Raw genomic sequence first — 17479 nt, 5'->3', positions numbered from 1 at the left:
AAAACGGCAATTCAAACAAATTATGACATTCCTCTGAATTATCAATACAATCAATCCAATACCCTATCCACCCTGTTTTACATCAGCACTCCCGACTCCCTATGCCAAACTTGAATCTTCATCAACTGCGATTTTTTACCCAAGATAAATTGTTGGGGATTGTCTGCCTCGCTATCTTCGCGACCATTTTGTTCGTTCTATCATCTTTGCTCTACCCATTTGAGCTCAGCGCTCAAGTAAGCAACGAGCTAGGTACCGTGATGCAAGTACTCTCTTATTCTGCTGGTCACCAAGGGTTCCTAATCACATTAGCGATACTTGGAGTGATAACACTCTGGGTTACGAGAGCCAGTAAGTACAAAATGATTCTGATTGCACAGTTAGGGTTACTATTAATATTCAGCTTTGGCGCTAAGACGTTCTTGAAGCAGTGGACCGAAAGCCCTAGACCTTACACTCATGAACTAGCGGCAGAGGGGCTGATCTCTTCACCCGAGCAGTTCTACACGCTTGATAGTTCTGACCAAAACCAGATCATCGTTTTAGCGAGTGATGAAGTAAGCCAATGGCGAACCAAGCACTGGTTGGGTGAAACTGACTATTCCTTTCCTTCTGGTCACACGATTTTTGTGGCAGTATGTGTTCTCTTCTTTGCCGGGTTATTTGCCAACCACCAGTATCCTATTCTCTCATCCTTAGTCATCTTATGGGCAGTTGGCGTCGCGACCAGTCGACTTTGGCTTGGTATGCACCGCCCGGAAGACCTATTTGGTTCACTGGCATTTGCACTGGTGCTTTTCTTGATTGTCCCTAGCGCTGACTCCAAATTTCGATTACTATCGAAATAGTAATTGCGGAGAGAAACAGATGCAGATTGAAATTGCAGCAAAAGCATTGAAAGAACTGGGACACGTTACCCGCCTCGCTATCTATCGACAAGTCGTTAAGGCAGGACGACAAGGTATCCCTGTCGGTGAGATACAAGAGCGACTTGATATTCCCGGTTCGACACTATCACACCATATTTCGAGTCTTGCTTCAGCCAATTTAATAGAGCAACGTCGTGAAGGTCGAACTCTATTTTGTGTTGCGAAATACGAGCATCTCACAGGCGTCATTGACTTCTTACAAGATGAATGTTGTGTTGATGAAAAGTGCTAGCAATTAGCACTTTTTCAAACTCTCTTTCACTTTAATTCAGATAATAAATACCAGATTGAATGCGATAAAATCACCAATAAATAAACACCACATTTAATATAACCACAATCAATCCACGACCAATTCATTGATTAAACAGATAGATAAACCCCCATCAACAGTGAGAGTTATACTCTAATAATCCATTCAACCCTCTATTTCCATACCAAACCCAGCCAATTATATTAAATAGATCGAAATTCCGGCAGTTAATAAATAATCTAAATCAATAAGTACCATTATTATCAGTAATAAGTGATACTATGACTTGCTAATGAGCAACCTAAATACTATCAATGGTATTTCAAATGGAACTTGCTGCATTCATAAGGTAAAGAGGAATATTTTTGTGAAACTGAATAATTTGTCGATCAGAGCGAAGTTACAGGCTCTTGTCGGCTTTGCCGTACTCATTCTATTCTCACTGGGTACTTATAATCTTATCATTCAAAAAAACTCAAGCTACGACCAACGTAAAGACCGAGTACGCTCGAATGTCGAAGTGGCGTACACCTTAGCAAGTCACTATCAAAAACTCAGTGCTTCGATGGGCGAAGAGCAAGCGAAGCAAGCGAAGCAAGCGGCAGCGAAAGCCATTGAGGCGCTACGCTACGACGGCAACAACTACTTCTTCATCGCAACTTCCGATGAAAAGGTGGTCATGCACCCGACTAACCCACAGCTAAACGGCACTAAAGCGAGTAATTTGCGAGACTCTCGTGGTCACTATTTCTGGCAGGAAATGAGTGCAGTTGCGACCAAACAAGGTAGCGGCTTTGTTACCTATTACTGGATTGGTAGCGACGGCGAAGAGTCGCAAAAGATCTCTTTCGTCAGTTACATTCCCGAATGGGACTGGATTATCGGTTCGGGTGTTCAAACTGCAGACATCGACAAAGCATTCCAAAGCCAGCTAATTAAAGATCTCATTGTCGATACCTTAGCTGCCATCGTGTTAATTATTATGAGCGTCTACATTGCTCGGAATGTCGTCAAGCCGATTGAGAGCCTAGTACAACGCGTTCATCGAGTAGCTGACGGCGATCTAACTGTTAATATGTCGAGCGACCGTAAAGATGAACTGGGCTATTTAAGTAATGAACTTGCACGCATGATGTCGGCGCTCAAAGATACCATCACCGCAGCGAAGTCGTCGGCAGATTATTCAGGCCAACTGTCTAGTAGCATTGCCGCTGCGAGCGAAGAAACCTCTACCAGTATTGACTCTCAAAGCCAGCAACTTGAGCAGCTTGCAACAGCAATGAATGAAATGTCTTCAACCATTCAAGACGTCGCTAGTAACTCAGAGCACACTGCCACAACAACAGAAGAGAGCAAAAACTTTGCCGCTGAAGGCAGTCGCAGCATGGGCTATACGTTGACTAATATCGCCGGTATTTCTGATGACATCACCAGCACCCACCAGCTCATGGAAGCGCTGAAACAAGGCGTAAGCGATATTAGCTCGGTAGTAAACGTGATTCACGAAGTTTCAGAGCAGACCAACCTTCTTGCCCTCAATGCAGCGATTGAAGCAGCGCGCGCCGGTGAACAAGGTCGCGGTTTTGCCGTGGTTGCCGATGAGGTTCGAAACCTGGCTAGCCGCACTCAAGAGTCTACGGCGCAAGTACAAACCACCATTGATCAGCTTAACGAGCGCACCGACAGCGTATTGTCAGTAATGGCAGCAAACCAAACTAAGGTGTCTGAGAGTGTGGATTTGGCTTCGCAAACTCAGGAGAAACTGGATACTGCGGTAGCCAAACTCAACGACACTTACGATATGGTGACGCAAATTGCGGCGGCGGCTGAGCAGCAAGGCACTGTTGCCAATGACGTCAATGAAAACGTTAGCGTGGTGCATCTATCGATTAGCGAAATCCGACAAGCGAGCCAAAGTTTGGCTCAGCAGTCACAGTCAATGGCTCAAGCTTCCGATGAACTAACGCAAAAACTGGCTTACTTTAAAGTGTAAGCTGACCCCAGCTTGGAAGACTCAAAAACGCTGCGAAATTACGCAGCGTTTTTTTATTTGGTTATTTTTGGTTATAGACCAACATAAACGTCAACGGTACAGACGTCGCAATAGCCGGCAGACCTGCCACTTCACGTAGTTTTTCTATACCCTGTTCCAAACCAAAATCCGCGGCATTTACAATCAAAGGATCAGTTGCGACAATCACCACCTTGTCATCACTCATTTTCATTACCGTCAGTTTGGCGGGATAAGTTTTCTGCTTACCGTGCAAATCCACAGTAACGTCGTTAATGATGCTATAAATGCCGCCAATATCGCTATTGTCCAGTTCACTCATATCAACCACGGTGGTAATCGTTGCTTTAGCAAAGTCAGCAACGTTAAATAGCATGGTTTGCATTCTCTCATTTCGAATGGGTATGTTGGTTTCGACACTGGACAAATCGATAACCAGCGTTGCTTTGCCATCGTCACTGATCGTGCCTGCCATCGCTTCAAAGTGATGTATTTCGCTTACACTGTTGCTTTTAGTGGAGACAAATTTGAGTGTCGAATTGCTACTATCGAGCATCCACTCAGCTTGTGACGAGAACGTCACTGCCAGAGCAGCGAGTAGCGTACCTAGTCGGATCATCATGGGGTTTTCCTTATCTATGCTGACTCTATAGGTGTAGTCTAGGACGCTTCGGATCTCCACACCGTCAATTGAATATGATACTGTTTTGACATACTAAAAATGACGACACGGAGAAGTCAGTATGCAGCTCAACCTCGATGAGTTATCCCCCAACGCTATCTATCATTTGATGACGCAAACCGTCATCCCTCGCCCGATAGCTTGGGCGCTCACAGAATCATCCGACGACAATTATAATCTCGCTCCATTTTCATATTTCGCTCCGATATCGAGCAATCCACCATTGTTGATGCTCTCAGTGGGCAAAAAGCCTGATGGCAAGTTAAAAGACACCGCGGTGAACGCCATTAACAATAAAGAGCTAGTCATCCACATTGCGTCTACTGGAAGCGCCGAAACCATGACTCAAACCTCTGCAACATTGACTCATGGCGAGTCAGAAATCATCGCTAGCCAAGTGGAACTCGACGATCTAGACGGCTTCAATCTGCCGAGAGTTAAACAATGCCCTATCGCCTTTGGTTGCACCCTTCACGATGTTCTAGAAGTCGGTAATACACCTCAACACTTGCTTATCGCCAAAATAGAGAAAGTCTACATCGATGACCAAGTCGTCACGATGCAAAACGAGCGCTTAGTCATCGACGCGCTTAAAGTCGACCCACTATCTCGCTTAGGGGGCAACGATTACGCCACGCTAGACAAAACCATCACAGTACAACGCCCTCAATAGCTACTCTCTATCAGTTCTCAGCTGCGAAACAAACCATTCACTCTATGTAATGGTTTGTTTTACTTCATATTAGCAACTTATATTTAATGCTATTGATAACCATTCCCAATCAATGTAGGATTGCGCACCTGTTATTTTTTACATTGAGCTCGCTATGAATATCTCTTTTGCACAAGGACTTCGTGCTGTTATCGTCAATTTTCTCGCTTTTGTCTGTATTTCCGCTGTTGCAAGCGACACCCGAGTTTTCGAAGACCAACAAGGACAAGTTTCTATTCAAGGTAGCCCAAGTCGTGTTGTCGCTCTAGAGTACTCTTTTGTGGATGCGCTCGCTGTGGTAGGCATATCTCCGGTTGGTGTCGCCGATGACAAGAACATCGAACGTATTCTTCCTGAAATTCGTGAACTGATTAAACCTTGGCAATCTGTTGGCGTGCGCCCTCAGCCAAGCTTAGAGGCCATCGCAGAGCTTAAACCCGATCTCATCATCGCAGATGCTGAGCGTCACGCCACCATTTACAACGATCTTTCAAGCATTGCTCCGACCATTCTTCTAAAAAGCCGCGGCGAGACTTACGAGGAAAACCTAGAGTCGGCACTGAAGATAGGTATTGCGGTAGACCGCGAAGCTGCGATGAAAGCTAGAATTGCGAAGCACCACGAGATCATGGCGCAGTATCGTCAAAATCTATCATCCGCAGACAACTTTCAGTTTGCTGTCGTAACGGACAAAGGCATGTGGCTACATGGACCAGATTCCTACGCTGGTGGTGTTATCACTGCATTGGGACTCAAAGGACCAGCCGTTCCTAAAACCGACAAAGCGTACATTGAAGTAAGTTTTGAGCAGCTTTTGAAGATCAACCCTGACTGGCTGCTACTGGGCCCATATAAGCCTCATACGGTCTATGATGACTGGGCGAACAATCCTCTTTCCATGATGCTGAACGTTTCAAAGTCACAGCAAGCAGTGAAAGTGTCGCCGCAACTGTGGTCACTAAACAGAGGGATAATCGCAGCAGAAGGCATTGCTAAAAACCTAACTGACATCATCCAGAAGCCTTAGTTTACCTATGTTCCAATTCCAACAGTGTAAGCTTTGGCTTGCACTTTTTTTGGGAATGTTTATTTCCCTAAACATCTCCTTGATCGCATGGTCTAGTTTCGATTTAACGATCTCCGCTCTGAGTCATTATTGGTTTGCCTTTGATGCCAAAAATATGGAGCATCAGATAATCAATACACTTCGAATGCCTAGAGTTTTAGGTTGTGCGTTGATTGGAGCCAACTTAGCCGTTGCTGGTGTGCTCATGCAAGGCCTTACTCGAAATCCACTTGCTTCACCGTCGGTGCTCGCCATCAATTCAGGTGCGGCACTTATGATTGTATTGACCAGTTTTGGAATACTTACCCTTCCGCTACCTACGTTTGTAGCAGGCGCACTGGGAAGTGCGCTAAGTGGTCTACTGGTCATTTATCTTGGTGGTTTCTTCGAAAATAGACCTCACCCAGTCAAGCTTGTTCTCGCTGGTATTGCAGTCAATGCTCTGCTGTTAGGGTTAACTCGAGCCACCATTATTCTTGCAGACGACCAAGCCTATAGCATTCAATCTTGGTTAATTGGCTCTGTCAGTAACCTTAATTGGGACTCTATCACTCTGCTCGTCCCGATCAGTCTATTTGCTCTGTTACTCAGTTGGGGACTGGCTCATCAATTAAACTTATTGGTGCTGGGTAACGATGTCGCGACTGGGCTTGGCGTCAACACCACTGTCATTCGTCTACTTGCTTGCCTAGCGATTGTTATGTTGACCAGTATCAGTGTCTCCACAGCAGGTCCAATTGGCTTTTTAGGATTATTGGTTCCTCATATGGCACGCAAGCTCGTTGGAAACAACTTCTTCCCTTTGATACCTGCGAGCGCATTTCTTGGCGCATTATTATTGATGCTGTCTGACACCTTGGCTCGCGCTATTGCTTTCCCAAGCGAAACGCCTGTAGGCGTAGTGACAGCCCTAATTGGCACGCCATTTTTCATCCTTATTTCCATAAAAGGCCGCATCAACTCATGAAGCTTTCTTGGCTAATTCTGGTGGCAATTCTGATTGCTGTAGGCATCGTAAGCATGCTCGTCGGTGTCACTCAATTATCATTGCTACAAGTCGTTGATACCCTTTTTCACGGTGGTGACTACGACTTTATCGTCAACCAATATCGATTCCCGCGCCTATTGCTTGCCATTGGTGTCGGTGCGGGACTTGGTGTCTCTGGTGCGCTTGTACAAGGTGTGATCAGAAACCCCCTTGCCTCTCCAGACTTAATTGGGGTGAGTGCTGGCGCTGGTTTCGCAGCCACACTGCTATTGACCATCTATCCCGATGCACCAATTTGGTATCTGCCTTTGGCGGCCATATTTGGTGGTGTCAGTGTAGGACTTGCTTTGGTTATCATTGCACAGGCGGCAAAGCTGCCTCCTGCGCGAATGGCGCTAACTGGTATTGCTATCAGCGCCTTTTTAGCCAGTGGTATCGACTTTCTCTTAGTTGTCCATCCTATCGAGATCAACACCGCCATGATTTGGCTGACAGGAAGTTTATGGGGAAGAGGATGGGAGCAGCTACCTTATATTTGGCTCGGATTGGCCATTTTATTGCCAATTGCCCTATGGTACGCATGGCGACTGGATATCATCGGCCTTGGTGACGAATCCGCCATCGCTCTGGGTGTGCAACTCGAAAAGGTACAGATAGCCGCGATACTCAGCGCCGTCATGCTGGCGAGTCTCAGCGTTTCCATTGCAGGAACGATCAGTTTTGTTGGATTGTTAGCGCCACATTTAGCTCGCATGCTATTTGGACACAATCATAAAGCGCTCGCCATTGGTTCAGCATTAATTGGGGCGTTATTGGTCCTCATCGCAGACGCTATTGCTAGAGGTATCTCGCCACCAATTGAGCTTCCTGCTGGTGTCCTAACTTCGGTCATTGGGGCACCCTACTTCATCTTTCTATTAAAACGACACAAGGGTTGGTAATGCTGTCTGTTAAAAATTTACACGTTGCTTATGGCAATAAAACCATTATCCAAGATCTCAACCTGTCGATACCGAAGGGAAAAATTACGGCTCTAATTGGACCGAACGGCTGTGGCAAATCAACCCTGCTGAAAACACTAGCAAGAATCAATCAGCCTAAGTCTGGCGAGGTGTTTATTGACGATACGCCACTAACTAAAATCCCAACCAAAGCGCTGGCACAAAGGCTATCGATGTTACCCCAAACGCATACTAGCCCAGAGGGTATCTCTATACGCCGCTTGGTTGAATATGGGCGTGCACCCTACACCTCACATTGGGGAAAGCTCAACGAACAGGACAACCAAATCGTTGAGCGTGCTATGGCTGCCACCAGCATTAGCGAGTTAGCCGAACTGCCCATCGATGCTCTCTCCGGCGGTCAGCGTCAACGCGCTTGGATCGCGATGATCATTGCGCAAGACACCGAAATTGTCATGTTAGATGAACCCACCACCTACCTTGATCTATCTCATCAAGTTGAGCTAATGCACACCATGCAAGCCATGAATCAGCAAGGTAAAACAGTGGTTGTCGTTTTACATGATCTCAACCAAGCCTGCCGCTATTGTGACCATTTGGTTGTTCTTAGGGATGGCCAATTAATGACCGAAGGCGCGCCTTCAGAAGTGTTTACTCAATCATTGCTCAAGCAAGTGTTCGACCTTGATGCCATGGTGATTGAAGACCCAGTTTCCAATACCCCAATGTGCGTCGCTCGCTAATCATTTCAATGTGTTATACATCAGGTACAACACATTGAAAATTCAGTATTGATAATTATTATCATAAGCACTACCATTGCCGCGAAATTAAAAATCAGTGGTAATTACATCTCATGGCATCATCAACAGGGAACCGAGTTTTATCCCTCTCATTACTCGCACTATCCATTGCTCAAGCCAACGCAGCTGAAACAACAGCATCATCGACAAAAACAGAACAAGACAACGCCGATGAAAACATGGTTGTGACAGCAACACGTTACAGCCAAGACGCAGATAAGATCCCAGGGTCTATCCACGTTATCTCAGAAAAAGAACTCAAACAGCAAACGGCTGTCGCCGACGACCTAACCAGCGTTATCGCAAACTTGGTACCAGGCATGACCCCGAGTCGTCAAAAACTATCGACGCAAGGTGAAAACCTTCGCGGCCGCACTGCGCTGATTATGGTCGATGGCGTTCCACAAAATAACCCTCTTCGAAATGGTAACCGTAATGGCTATACCGTTGACTCTTCAATGCTAGAACGCGTAGAAGTGGTTCAAGGTGCGAGTGCGGTACAAGGCAATGGCGCGACTGGCGGTATCATTAACTATGTGACCAAGAGTGCGAAGCCAGGCGATCACTGGAAACAAACCATAGGCACAAGAGTAACCTCTAACCTTAAAGAAGATGGCACTGGCGGCAAAGTTTACTACAACCTTAGCCAGTACGATGAAGACTATGATCTGTTCATCGGTGGTGCTTGGGAGCAGCAAGGGCTGTATTACGATGGTAATGGCAACCCTATTGGCATGAACTCGATCCAGGGTGAAACCCAAGACTCCAACGCGACCAATTTTCTTGCAAAAGGTGGCTACAACTTTGATGGTGGCAATCAACGCGTCAGCTTTAGTGCCAGCCGATTCAAACTGCAAAGTAACCAAAACTACGTTGCAGTAAAAGGCGATTGGCAAAATGGGGTTCCGGGTACGGTTGTAAAAGGCACGCCAAGTGGCGACCCAACCTCTAACTACGCTGAACTCTACAACTTTGGTTATGATCACTACGACTTCTTAGGCGGTGAGCTTAAATTCCAGGCCTTCTATCAAAACTTTGAAGCTGTCTACGGACAAGCATCTTGGTGGCCAACACCGGACAAACAGTATGACCAAGGCGCTATCGTTTCGACCAAAAAAGGTTTCAAACTAAGCTATGTGAAGCTGGACTTATTGGGTCTTGATGACAGTTGGGTGATTGGGCTTGATGGCCTAGAAGACTCGACTAAGCAGAAACTGACACAATCAAACCGCGATGTGACACCAGATATGATGTACCAGAGTATCGCTCCGTTTATTCAAGGTGACATGCTGGTTACAGATTCATTGCGTCTATCTGGTGGTGTACGTTTTGAAAATACACGTGTGAAAGTCGCTAACGGTCAAACTCTATGGGGCTACGGCAACGGCGGTCATCGTGAGGTTAACATCATCGGGGGAGAACAAACCTTCTCTCAAGCTGTGTTTAACGCGGGCGCCGTCTATGATTTCACACCAAATGTGTCTTCGTTCGTGGGCTTTAGCCAAGGATTCGGCCTACCCGATATTGGCCGAGTACTTCGCGGTAATTGGATCGGCGGCCCTGGTGTTGATGCTCCATCTGGCGGACACCCTATCGATTTCAATACCATGCCGGCAGTTAAACCCGTCGTAACCGACAACTATGAAGTTGGACTAAGTTACAGCAACGATAAGTTCTTCATTAGCGGTAGCACTTACATGTCAATCGCAAAAGATGGCGCTAACCTGAGCCTAAACAAAGGCGGTACCTATGATGTTGTCCGTCAAAGAACCGACATCAAAGGCTATGAGCTAAGCTCCACCTACCACATTTTGCCAACTACTCAGCTTCAAGCGCTATACTCGCATGTCGAAGGTCAGGTAGATACTAACCAAGACGGTCGTGTAGACAGCGATATGGATTTGAAAAACCTATCGCCAGATCGCCTGTTGGTCGCAATGAACCACCAGTTTTCGGATAACTGGAATGGCCGAGTACAATACAACCACATGTTCTCGCGCTCAAAAGAGCAGAACGATGCGGGCAGTGCACAGAAATTTGATGGCTATGGCCTGATGGATCTTTCGATGTTCTACAACATGAAACAGTATGGCCGAATCAGTGTCGGTATTGAGAACCTGTTTAATGAGCAGTACATCAACTACTTTAGCCAAATTCGTCACCATAGTGCCTATTACTTCTCAGGTCGCGGTAGGACCTTTAGCTTAGGCTACGAAGTCGACTTCTAATAAAAGACCCTCACCATTGGTGAGGGTCTTTTTCCATAAAAAGCTTAGGCAAGTATTAATTCGACTAAGCGATTCTGCGAGCAACGCTCAAGTTAGCGCTCCGGCTGTTAGCAGTTGTTTCTGTTTGGTTTCCCTACTGTCAGCAATGGTGAGAGACTATCCAATCGTGTGAGACATTCGTCAAACCAATAACTGTCTAACATTATTTTTGCATTGACCTTTTATGGTTGCCGCCTACGAAATAGCAGTGGTAGCAAACATGAGAAACGTAATAATGATGACATTGGCGCTGTGCTTGGGCTTTAGCTCAGCCGCCAAAGCGGATACCGGGGTTGGTCTTTTTGTTGGAGACCCATATTGGGGGTTAGACTTCAAGCACAATGATCTTCGCTTTAATGTTAGCCTCGACGACCGTATGGGCTTTGGCGTCAACAAAACCTTCGGTATTCAAGATACGCCAATCTACCTCTTTGTCGGCGGTCATTATGTTGATAGAAATAGTCGCTATATTGCGTTTACGCCGGGGATCGGAGCTGAGTTTCGCGTTAAACCTGTTGGATTTTATGTGGATGTTACACCGGCAATTTATCTTGATGAATTTGAAATAGAACTTGAGGCAAGAGCCGGATTTAGAGTGTATTTCTAGAGAACTGGTCTAGCTATAGAGGAGAGTACATAGGCTAAATGCTTGTCATTTAAGAGGCCATTCGTATCTTATAGAAGAAGACCCAGTCGTATAACAACTGGGTCTTTTTTATGGCTGGTGACACTAGCTCAGCTTATTGCTAATTTGCTAAGAGCTGTGATTTCGTCGCTTCATCCGTAAATGCCGCATTCACACTATTGCGATAGATGTGCATATAGTCATCTTCACTCAAGTTGAACTGTTCCATCACTTTTTGTACTTCTTTTGTCATAGTGGTGTTGGAGACGGTTCTGTTATCTGTGTTAATCGTTACTGGAATGCCACGCTGTCTAAAATCTTCAATTGGGTGAACATCCATACTGTCTACCGCTTTGGTCTGAACGTTACTACTTGGGCACGTTTCCAGAGCAACTTGCTTGTCGTAGACTAGATCAAATGCCGCTTGATGAGTCGCGATATGGATACCATGCCCCACTCGCTCCGCACCGAGCATTGTAATCGCATCATATACGTTCTGACCTTCACCCTGCTCGCCAGCATGGATAGTGACATTGAGACCTTTTTCTTTTGCATATTGAGCAAATGGGATGAACTTCTCGCAGAAGCCCAGCTCTTCACCGCCAGCAAGATCAAAAGCAGCCACACCTTTGCCTACATATTGCGAACCAACATCAATGACATGTTTAATTTCATCCGTTGGCATATGACGCAGCAGCGACAAAATGATATTGCCTTTAATACCGTGCACCTTCTCAGCACGCTGCATACCCGCAACGACTGAACCGATGATTTCCTCAACATTCAGACCTTTCTCACGATGTAGAAGTGGACCGAATCGCACTTCCATATACGTCACGTTTTCAAGCGCTGCATCTTCATACACTTCAAAAGCAATACGTTCTAGCGCTTCTTTAGTTTGCATGACAGACAGTGGTAAGTCGAAACGCTTTAGGTACTCAATAAGGTTTGGGCAAGTTTCTGGAGCGATCATCATGTCGCGAATAACGTTGACGTCCTTACTAGGCAAATCGATGTTCTGTTGCTCCGCCAACTCGATAATAGTTTCTGGGCGCACACTTCCATCAAGGTGGCAGTGCAGGTCGATTTTTGGCAGTTGTTTATAATTCATCGTTACCTCTCTAGTCGTAATCGTTGGCAGTTATACTGATAAACGTACTACAAAACCACCCTGACGTTCTAAAAAAGTGTGATACGACTCAATAATATTGGAGTAAACGTTTGCGTATTTGATTGTCATTTATTGATGTAAGTCACAAACAGTTCTATGACACTTCCACCACATTTCACGACACTTCTAGCACAGAGTTCTCCGCAGAGATCCCTTACATTACGCCCCGACAAACAAACACTCTAAAAAATCTTTTAAGGTATCAAAATGAAAAAAGCAGTAGTACTTGCAGTTTCTGCACTAATGGCAACTGGCGCGTGGGCAAACTCTACAGAACCAGGTTTCTACATTGGTGGCGGTTTTGGTCTTACTGAAAGTAAGCTAGATAACAAAGATATGTCTCAATTCCCAACTATCGACGGCGCACGCTCACTGCGCGTTTACGGTGGTTACCAGTTTAACCGTATTATTTCGCTTGAAGGTGGCTACACTAACTACGGCGACCTATCTCACCAAGCGATGCCAAGCGCAAAGGTCACTCCGAGTGCCTTCTCACTAGCAGCAAACCTTGGCTACAGCTTCGACAATGGTCTACGCCCATTCGCTACACTAGGCCTATCTCACGTTAACATGGAGCTTAAAGATGGCAGCCAAAAAGAAAGCGACTCAGCAACAGGTTTCCGCTACGGCCTAGGTCTTGAATACGCTCCTCAAATGGTAGAAGGCTTGGCGATGCGCGTAGCGTATGAAGCAGACGCATTCAACGTTGACATGGGTGGTTCAACTGACACATTCGCTGTTGGTTCACTATACCTAGGTGCTTCTTACAAGTTCTAATTGCCCCAACGCTTATTTAGTTAATCGCTGATAATAACGCCCAACGTATCCCCAAACGTCGGGCGTTTTTCATTTCGGCAGATTGGTTTCCTCAGTCAGATGCAGCCGCTCACTCTTGGGCATCCAAAACTGACAACCATCGCGCTTCATTGACGTCGGGTTTCCCCAAGCACTGCAGATAGCCTTGTCATTCTCTTTGTCTCTTTGAAACTGGCGACAGGTTCCACAAACAAATTTCATTTATCATCTCTCCCTAAGTATTAAGCACACTGTAATTAGATACTCACCTAATTGCATTGATGCATCGCAAGATTCATAAAATGTCAGAATTTGCGTATTTTTCATCTAGTGAGAAAGGTATCGATGAATTTTGTTCCCTTTCTTATCTGACAGGAATATAAATTGCGTAGTCCTTATTGATGATAGATAACCAATTATGGGAAACGCACAGCAACCCTCGACTCAGGTCAACGAAAAGCCATTGCAACTGCTCATGCAAGTTGCCGTATCGGATGAGCCCGTCTCTGCCAAAGCATTAAGCCAACAACTTGGTGTCCCTTTAAGTAGTCTGTATCGACATATAAAACTGCTCAAAGAATGGAACCTAATTGAAGAGAGCGCTCACGATAAAACGCTGATTGTTGGTCCAGCCGCTCTATTGCTTATGCACAGCTACCAATCCAGTCCACACAATCTGGAAACGATTGAAAGCATCTTGTTCCGCTTACAAAAACAGACTGGTGAAATGGCAGCATACATGGTGCCAGTGGGCTACAGAGCTCTCTGTGTTAGCTTACAAGAAAGTGTACAGGCGCTTCGCTGCAGTTATGTTCGTGGTCAAAGCCAGCCCTTACTTCGAGGCGCATCTTCGAAAGTGATGTTGGCGTATTTGCCTGAGGCTCGCCGCGAAAAGATCCTGCGTCACTTTGGCGAAGACGCGAACGCAGAGATATGGCAAAGCGAGTTAGAACAGATCCGTCGTCAAGGCTTTGCTATTAGCACTTCTGAGTTTGATCCTGGCGTAACAGGCATCAGTGCCCCCGTTACCAAAGGTACAAAGCTGATCGGTGCGGTTTCCATTATGGCCCCTGCCCACCGCGTAGAGGCAAACAAGGACAGATTTATTCTACATGTATTACAAGCAGCCAGAGCGCTGCCACCAGAAAGGTAATTCATCATGCTCAGCGTCTTCAAACAGTTATGGAAACGTCGTTATCACCCAGTCCTGGAAAACAAACTGTCTATACTGACCGTCTGTGAAACGATTAAACCTCTTAACAACGCTCAAGTTGAAGACGCTGAATCTTTACTCGATACCGCCTACGATTGGCTGAGTGCGCAACATAATTCTCATTTAATGAGAAATATTGGACACTTCGCTGCCCTAAAGGTCGCTCATACCAAGCCGCCGTATTTCGAGAATCCAACAACAAGTTTGAATTTCAACGACAAACTGATTGAACAGCTGACTGTCGGTGCAATGCCGCTGGTGATCACCAACTGCCATGAAACTCTGCTCGATGTTCTGCCAAGCCTTATCATTGATCAAGAGGATATGGGCATTATTAATATCAACGCGCATTTACTCATGGATCAGTGTTTGGATTTGACGATGGGTTCTATGCTCCATTTCGCGCTAAACCGCTTTAATGAATGCCGTGCATTTCATGTCGGTATTGATCGCAATCGTTGCGACAGAAAACAGCTTGAGTATGCTGAGGATATGGGTTGTAACTGGCTGCTGGCGGATGAAATGAATTACCGCGTTCGTACTATGGTTAAAGAGCAGCTCGCTCGTTTTATAAGCCACTGCGACAAGTTGGTGTTAACTATCGACCTTCCCTCGATTTCAAAGCACAACTCCAGTAGCGAGAAGCATAAGCTGGACATCAATATGGTACTGCGTGTGCTTCGCCAATGCTTGGCTTCGAACAAGGTGCTGCTAGTGCAGTTAGTGGGAGCGGAAGAGCGCCATATCTACTCCAAAGCGACACAGCTTTTGGTGCAAGAGTTAGGACATTTCTGTGAGTAGCAAAAAAGGTCGCATCAGCGACCTTTTTAATAGATGAGAATAACGCCGATTTTGGACTACCCAGCGTTTTCATTGTTGTTATCTCTTTGAACAGCATGCGGACAAGGATTATCAACGTAATTACTTGGATCTGTCATCACATAGAGCGCCGTAAAAGTAAGAGCTAAAAATGCCGCGACTATTATGATTACGTTTTTCATCGCCACTCCCCCTTACCACTATGACGTTGGGGCTAGCAGTGTAATAGTGACTATCGACTCAATCTTGTCGCCCGCTTTGAAGTCAGCGTATGTTTTATGATGCATGTGAGCACCAATATGATGTTTGCCCGCACTGATGTCTCGCTGCTCTTGGTGACGAACTGAAAATGAGCCATCAACAGTGTAGGTCACATCGCCAGGTTGAATTGCAGAGGATTCTTGCATGTCGAACATAACACGCTCATGACCAGATGGATGGTTAGATACAATCGTGAACTCACCGCGCTCACCTGCATGCTCACCTTTCATAGAAATATGCGCCAGCTCTTTATCAATAGTGATACCATTTACGTGTTTAATCTGACGCTCAAAACGAACACCGTTAGAACTCGCAAATACCGAACCTGATATGACAGCGATGGCTGTCGCTAGGACTAATTTTTTCATGGTTTAACCTTCTACAAAGACTTCTTTGGTGGATGTTGCGCCAGCCTCAGTGGCAGCGCGTAATAATCTAACTTCAGCTTCTAGCTTTTGGATTTGCGCTTCCCTGGCTCTTAACTCAATATCGTACAACCGCTTAGGATCTGGCTTTTTTCGCTCACCAAACGTAATAGGCACTACCGCTTGAATGTAAACCGAGTTTTCATTTCGGTACCGGTTCTGGTGACGGTGATGATGGTCATACCAATTGTCTTTATTTAGATCGTTGCCTAACGAGCCACCCATCTGCAGCGTCATGTCCGGCTGGTAAGTCGCGTCTATTTCAATCCCAGACTCTCCCCTTACGCGAATACGATCACCCTGTGCCATCGTTGGGCTAGGCATGTAGGCAGCGGCAACATCAAACACTATCAGTACAGCCAAGACGAATATTGTAATTTTCATCACTAACCCTTGATCGTTGGTCGGTACAATCGAATTAAGCTTTGAACCTCAGTTCGCACTGCGTCGCCTTTGTCTGGAATCGAGCGCGTAGCGACAATTTTATTTGTCCACCTGTCGAAACCTTCAACTTTGAGGTTCAACTGAATCTTCTTTGATTCATCAGGACTAAGCGTAAAACGGCCTAGCACCTTTCCTTCCACAATCACCTCGTAACTCTGTACATAGGTATTTAGATTCGTTACGTCCAATGCAACATCCGCTCTCTCTGCTGCTACGTACTTTTTAATCTCGCGGGGTGTTTGGCTATGAGCCTGTGCGAGAGCCGGTACCAATAGCGCGAGTGCCAATCGTTTTTTCATCGTACTGCCTCTTAGTTATTCCCAAAGTACCCACCTAGATTCTTTGGGAATAAATCTCTTCCATAAGCGATAATCTCCACCTTATCTCACTTTGTTCGGCTCTCTCTTCAACCGCTTCGCTCGCTCGTTTCTACTCTGATTATTTCTCCGTCCGCAAACACATAAACAAACGTCACGCTGAAGGTACTTACGTTGTCTAATCTAATCAGTGCCTCACCTATGCTGTGAGCTTCTAGTACTGGCCACCTCATTACTCTAGCGGAAAGATTTTCTGCCCTAGCTAGCAGCCCTTCCGTTAATGAAGAGCGAGTCACATTTGAGCTAGCAAGCACATTTGATAAATGAGGAGAGAGATCCGCGACCACCTCCAATCTCAAACAATCTGCATGAAGTACGAAACAAGCCGTTCGAACAACAGTAAATTGATCAATATGAGAGCCAGATAACTGAGAGCAGAAAGTACGATTTGCTCTACTGATATCCGCAGAAGTCAATATGTATGCCTCAGCGCAAAAACTCAAAAGTGAAACTGAAGATAGAATGATGCTAATAAATGGCTTAAACATGAGGTCAACCTGGCTCTATACGCAAAAAACGACTCTTTTCTGTTCTTTTTTGATCAAAAACGATCAATTCGCTCGGATTATAGACGACACAAGATACATTAACAACGTCAATTTTGACAAAGCAACATCATAAACGATTCAAAAGACTCATATCTGGTACAGAAAAGCCAGTTCGTCGTCTAAATTAC

At 45.6% G+C, this 17479-nt stretch carries 20 protein-coding genes; 13 read left to right on the top strand and 7 right to left on the bottom strand.

The genetic code is table 11. From position 1 onward, the window contains the following. The first annotated feature begins 101 nt into the window (after positions 1-101). The 3 genes from ACVA6Q_RS03300 to ACVA6Q_RS03290 all read left to right on the top strand — a co-directional run bounded on the left by ACVA6Q_RS03300 (position 102) and on the right by ACVA6Q_RS03290 (position 3175). On the top strand, positions 102-848 hold the full coding sequence (locus ACVA6Q_RS03300) for a phosphatase PAP2 family protein (RefSeq protein ID WP_446646508.1): 747 nt from the start codon (positions 102-104) through the stop codon (positions 846-848). Between the two features lie 19 nt (positions 849-867). Further along, complete coding sequence (locus ACVA6Q_RS03295; RefSeq protein WP_353499577.1) at positions 868-1161, top strand: ArsR/SmtB family transcription factor; 294 nt, start codon at positions 868-870, stop codon at positions 1159-1161. Between the two features lie 388 nt (positions 1162-1549). Next, positions 1550-3175, top strand: coding sequence for a methyl-accepting chemotaxis protein (locus tag ACVA6Q_RS03290; RefSeq protein WP_446646507.1), 1626 nt, complete (start codon positions 1550-1552; stop codon positions 3173-3175). 61 nt (positions 3176-3236) lie between these two features. On the opposite strand, the gene ACVA6Q_RS03285 is transcribed toward ACVA6Q_RS03290, so the two are convergent. Then, positions 3237-3815, bottom strand: a complete 579-nt coding sequence (locus ACVA6Q_RS03285; RefSeq protein WP_446646506.1) for a YceI family protein — start codon at positions 3813-3815, stop codon at positions 3237-3239. 121 nt (positions 3816-3936) lie between these two features. On the opposite strand from ACVA6Q_RS03285, the gene ACVA6Q_RS03280 reads away from it, so the two are divergent. The 7 genes from ACVA6Q_RS03280 (at position 3937) to ACVA6Q_RS03250 (ending at position 11280) form a co-directional block, all read left to right on the top strand. Beyond that, entirely contained in the window at positions 3937-4548 is a 612-nt protein-coding gene (locus tag ACVA6Q_RS03280; protein ID WP_446646505.1) for a flavin reductase family protein, read from the top strand. A 154-nt stretch (positions 4549-4702) separates the two neighbouring features. Next, positions 4703-5614, top strand: a complete 912-nt coding sequence (locus ACVA6Q_RS03275) for a Fe(3+) dicitrate ABC transporter substrate-binding protein (RefSeq protein ID WP_446646504.1) — start codon at positions 4703-4705, stop codon at positions 5612-5614. A 7-nt stretch (positions 5615-5621) separates the two neighbouring features. Beyond that, the gene (locus tag ACVA6Q_RS03270) at positions 5622-6620 is read left to right on the top strand and encodes a FecCD family ABC transporter permease (protein ID WP_446646503.1); all 999 of its coding nucleotides are present in this window, start codon (positions 5622-5624) and stop codon (positions 6618-6620) included. Then, on the top strand, positions 6617-7582 hold the full coding sequence (locus tag ACVA6Q_RS03265) for a FecCD family ABC transporter permease (RefSeq protein WP_446646502.1): 966 nt from the start codon (positions 6617-6619) through the stop codon (positions 7580-7582). The genes ACVA6Q_RS03270 and ACVA6Q_RS03265 overlap by 4 nt, the downstream gene beginning before the upstream one ends. Continuing rightward, positions 7582-8346, top strand: a complete 765-nt coding sequence (gene fecE / locus ACVA6Q_RS03260) for a Fe(3+) dicitrate ABC transporter ATP-binding protein FecE (protein ID WP_446646501.1) — start codon at positions 7582-7584, stop codon at positions 8344-8346. The genes ACVA6Q_RS03265 and fecE overlap by 1 nt, the downstream gene beginning before the upstream one ends. A 113-nt stretch (positions 8347-8459) precedes the next feature. After that, positions 8460-10634, top strand: a complete 2175-nt coding sequence (locus ACVA6Q_RS03255; RefSeq protein ID WP_353499584.1) for a TonB-dependent receptor — start codon at positions 8460-8462, stop codon at positions 10632-10634. Positions 10635-10893: 259 nt separating this feature from the next. Then, entirely contained in the window at positions 10894-11280 is a 387-nt protein-coding gene (locus ACVA6Q_RS03250; protein WP_446646500.1) for a hypothetical protein, read from the top strand. Positions 11281-11419: 139 nt separating this feature from the next. On the opposite strand, the gene add is transcribed toward ACVA6Q_RS03250, so the two are convergent. Next, the gene (gene add / locus ACVA6Q_RS03245; RefSeq protein ID WP_446646499.1) at positions 11420-12409 is read right to left on the bottom strand and encodes an adenosine deaminase; all 990 of its coding nucleotides are present in this window, start codon (positions 12407-12409) and stop codon (positions 11420-11422) included. 267 nt (positions 12410-12676) lie between these two features. On the opposite strand from add, the gene ACVA6Q_RS03240 reads away from it, so the two are divergent. Next, on the top strand, positions 12677-13246 hold the full coding sequence (locus ACVA6Q_RS03240) for a porin family protein (protein ID WP_446646498.1): 570 nt from the start codon (positions 12677-12679) through the stop codon (positions 13244-13246). 69 nt (positions 13247-13315) lie between these two features. Here ACVA6Q_RS03240 and ACVA6Q_RS03235 read toward each other — a convergent pair whose 3' ends face one another. Next, positions 13316-13486 carry a hypothetical protein gene (locus ACVA6Q_RS03235; RefSeq protein ID WP_446646497.1) on the bottom strand — a complete coding sequence of 57 codons (171 nt, stop codon included), beginning with the start codon at positions 13484-13486 and terminating at the stop codon, positions 13316-13318. A gap of 196 nt (positions 13487-13682) precedes the next feature. On the opposite strand from ACVA6Q_RS03235, the gene ACVA6Q_RS03230 reads away from it, so the two are divergent. Together ACVA6Q_RS03230 and ACVA6Q_RS03225 are read left to right on the top strand one after the other, a co-directional pair. Further along, positions 13683-14417 (top strand): IclR family transcriptional regulator, encoded by a 735-nt coding sequence (locus ACVA6Q_RS03230; protein WP_353499588.1) that lies wholly within the window; start codon positions 13683-13685, stop codon positions 14415-14417. 6 nt (positions 14418-14423) lie between these two features. Then, a complete protein-coding gene (locus ACVA6Q_RS03225; RefSeq protein WP_446646496.1) occupies positions 14424-15278 on the top strand; it encodes an arginase family protein in 855 nt (284 codons plus the stop codon). Between the two features lie 56 nt (positions 15279-15334). Here ACVA6Q_RS03225 and ACVA6Q_RS03220 read toward each other — a convergent pair whose 3' ends face one another. The 4 genes from ACVA6Q_RS03220 to ACVA6Q_RS03205 are packed head-to-tail and all read right to left on the bottom strand — an operon-like array spanning position 15335 to position 16725. After that, complete coding sequence (locus ACVA6Q_RS03220; protein WP_446646495.1) at positions 15335-15478, bottom strand: hypothetical protein; 144 nt, start codon at positions 15476-15478, stop codon at positions 15335-15337. 18 nt (positions 15479-15496) lie between these two features. Next, positions 15497-15925 carry a hypothetical protein gene (locus ACVA6Q_RS03215; RefSeq protein ID WP_446646494.1) on the bottom strand — a complete coding sequence of 143 codons (429 nt, stop codon included), beginning with the start codon at positions 15923-15925 and terminating at the stop codon, positions 15497-15499. Between the two features lie 3 nt (positions 15926-15928). After that, entirely contained in the window at positions 15929-16366 is a 438-nt protein-coding gene (locus ACVA6Q_RS03210; protein ID WP_446646493.1) for a hypothetical protein, read from the bottom strand. A gap of 2 nt (positions 16367-16368) precedes the next feature. Next, positions 16369-16725, bottom strand: coding sequence for a hypothetical protein (locus tag ACVA6Q_RS03205; protein ID WP_446646492.1), 357 nt, complete (start codon positions 16723-16725; stop codon positions 16369-16371). Between the last annotated feature and the right edge of the window lie 754 nt (positions 16726-17479).

The sequence above is a fragment of the Vibrio sp. DNB22_10_4 genome (genome assembly GCF_052879755.1).
Note: the sequence above shows the minus strand (reverse complement) of the source record. Positions and strands in the feature narration are given on the sequence as shown.

What these genes read in the sequence shown, in the direction of transcription:
- ACVA6Q_RS03250 (WP_446646500.1), top strand. Translation starts at nt 10,894, where the DNA reads ATGAGAAACGTAATAATGATGACATTGGCGCTGTGCTTGGGCTTTAGC.
- ACVA6Q_RS03280 (WP_446646505.1), top strand. Translation starts at nt 3,937, where the DNA reads ATGCAGCTCAACCTCGATGAGTTATCCCCCAACGCTATCTATCATTTG.
- ACVA6Q_RS03215 (WP_446646494.1), bottom strand. Translation starts at nt 15,925, where the DNA reads ATGAAAAAATTAGTCCTAGCGACAGCCATCGCTGTCATATCAGGTTCG.
- ACVA6Q_RS03275 (WP_446646504.1), top strand. Translation starts at nt 4,703, where the DNA reads ATGAATATCTCTTTTGCACAAGGACTTCGTGCTGTTATCGTCAATTTT.
- ACVA6Q_RS03285 (WP_446646506.1), bottom strand. Translation starts at nt 3,815, where the DNA reads ATGATGATCCGACTAGGTACGCTACTCGCTGCTCTGGCAGTGACGTTC.
- ACVA6Q_RS03220 (WP_446646495.1), bottom strand. Translation starts at nt 15,478, where the DNA reads ATGAAAAACGTAATCATAATAGTCGCGGCATTTTTAGCTCTTACTTTT.
- ACVA6Q_RS03205 (WP_446646492.1), bottom strand. Translation starts at nt 16,725, where the DNA reads ATGAAAAAACGATTGGCACTCGCGCTATTGGTACCGGCTCTCGCACAG.
- ACVA6Q_RS03255 (WP_353499584.1), top strand. Translation starts at nt 8,460, where the DNA reads ATGGCATCATCAACAGGGAACCGAGTTTTATCCCTCTCATTACTCGCA.
- fecE (WP_446646501.1), top strand. Translation starts at nt 7,582, where the DNA reads ATGCTGTCTGTTAAAAATTTACACGTTGCTTATGGCAATAAAACCATT.
- ACVA6Q_RS03210 (WP_446646493.1), bottom strand. Translation starts at nt 16,366, where the DNA reads ATGAAAATTACAATATTCGTCTTGGCTGTACTGATAGTGTTTGATGTT.
- ACVA6Q_RS03265 (WP_446646502.1), top strand. Translation starts at nt 6,617, where the DNA reads ATGAAGCTTTCTTGGCTAATTCTGGTGGCAATTCTGATTGCTGTAGGC.
- ACVA6Q_RS03270 (WP_446646503.1), top strand. Translation starts at nt 5,622, where the DNA reads ATGTTCCAATTCCAACAGTGTAAGCTTTGGCTTGCACTTTTTTTGGGA.
- ACVA6Q_RS03240 (WP_446646498.1), top strand. Translation starts at nt 12,677, where the DNA reads ATGAAAAAAGCAGTAGTACTTGCAGTTTCTGCACTAATGGCAACTGGC.
- ACVA6Q_RS03230 (WP_353499588.1), top strand. Translation starts at nt 13,683, where the DNA reads ATGGGAAACGCACAGCAACCCTCGACTCAGGTCAACGAAAAGCCATTG.
- ACVA6Q_RS03295 (WP_353499577.1), top strand. Translation starts at nt 868, where the DNA reads ATGCAGATTGAAATTGCAGCAAAAGCATTGAAAGAACTGGGACACGTT.
- add (WP_446646499.1), bottom strand. Translation starts at nt 12,409, where the DNA reads ATGAATTATAAACAACTGCCAAAAATCGACCTGCACTGCCACCTTGAT.
- ACVA6Q_RS03235 (WP_446646497.1), bottom strand. Translation starts at nt 13,486, where the DNA reads ATGAAATTTGTTTGTGGAACCTGTCGCCAGTTTCAAAGAGACAAAGAG.
- ACVA6Q_RS03300 (WP_446646508.1), top strand. Translation starts at nt 102, where the DNA reads ATGCCAAACTTGAATCTTCATCAACTGCGATTTTTTACCCAAGATAAA.
- ACVA6Q_RS03225 (WP_446646496.1), top strand. Translation starts at nt 14,424, where the DNA reads ATGCTCAGCGTCTTCAAACAGTTATGGAAACGTCGTTATCACCCAGTC.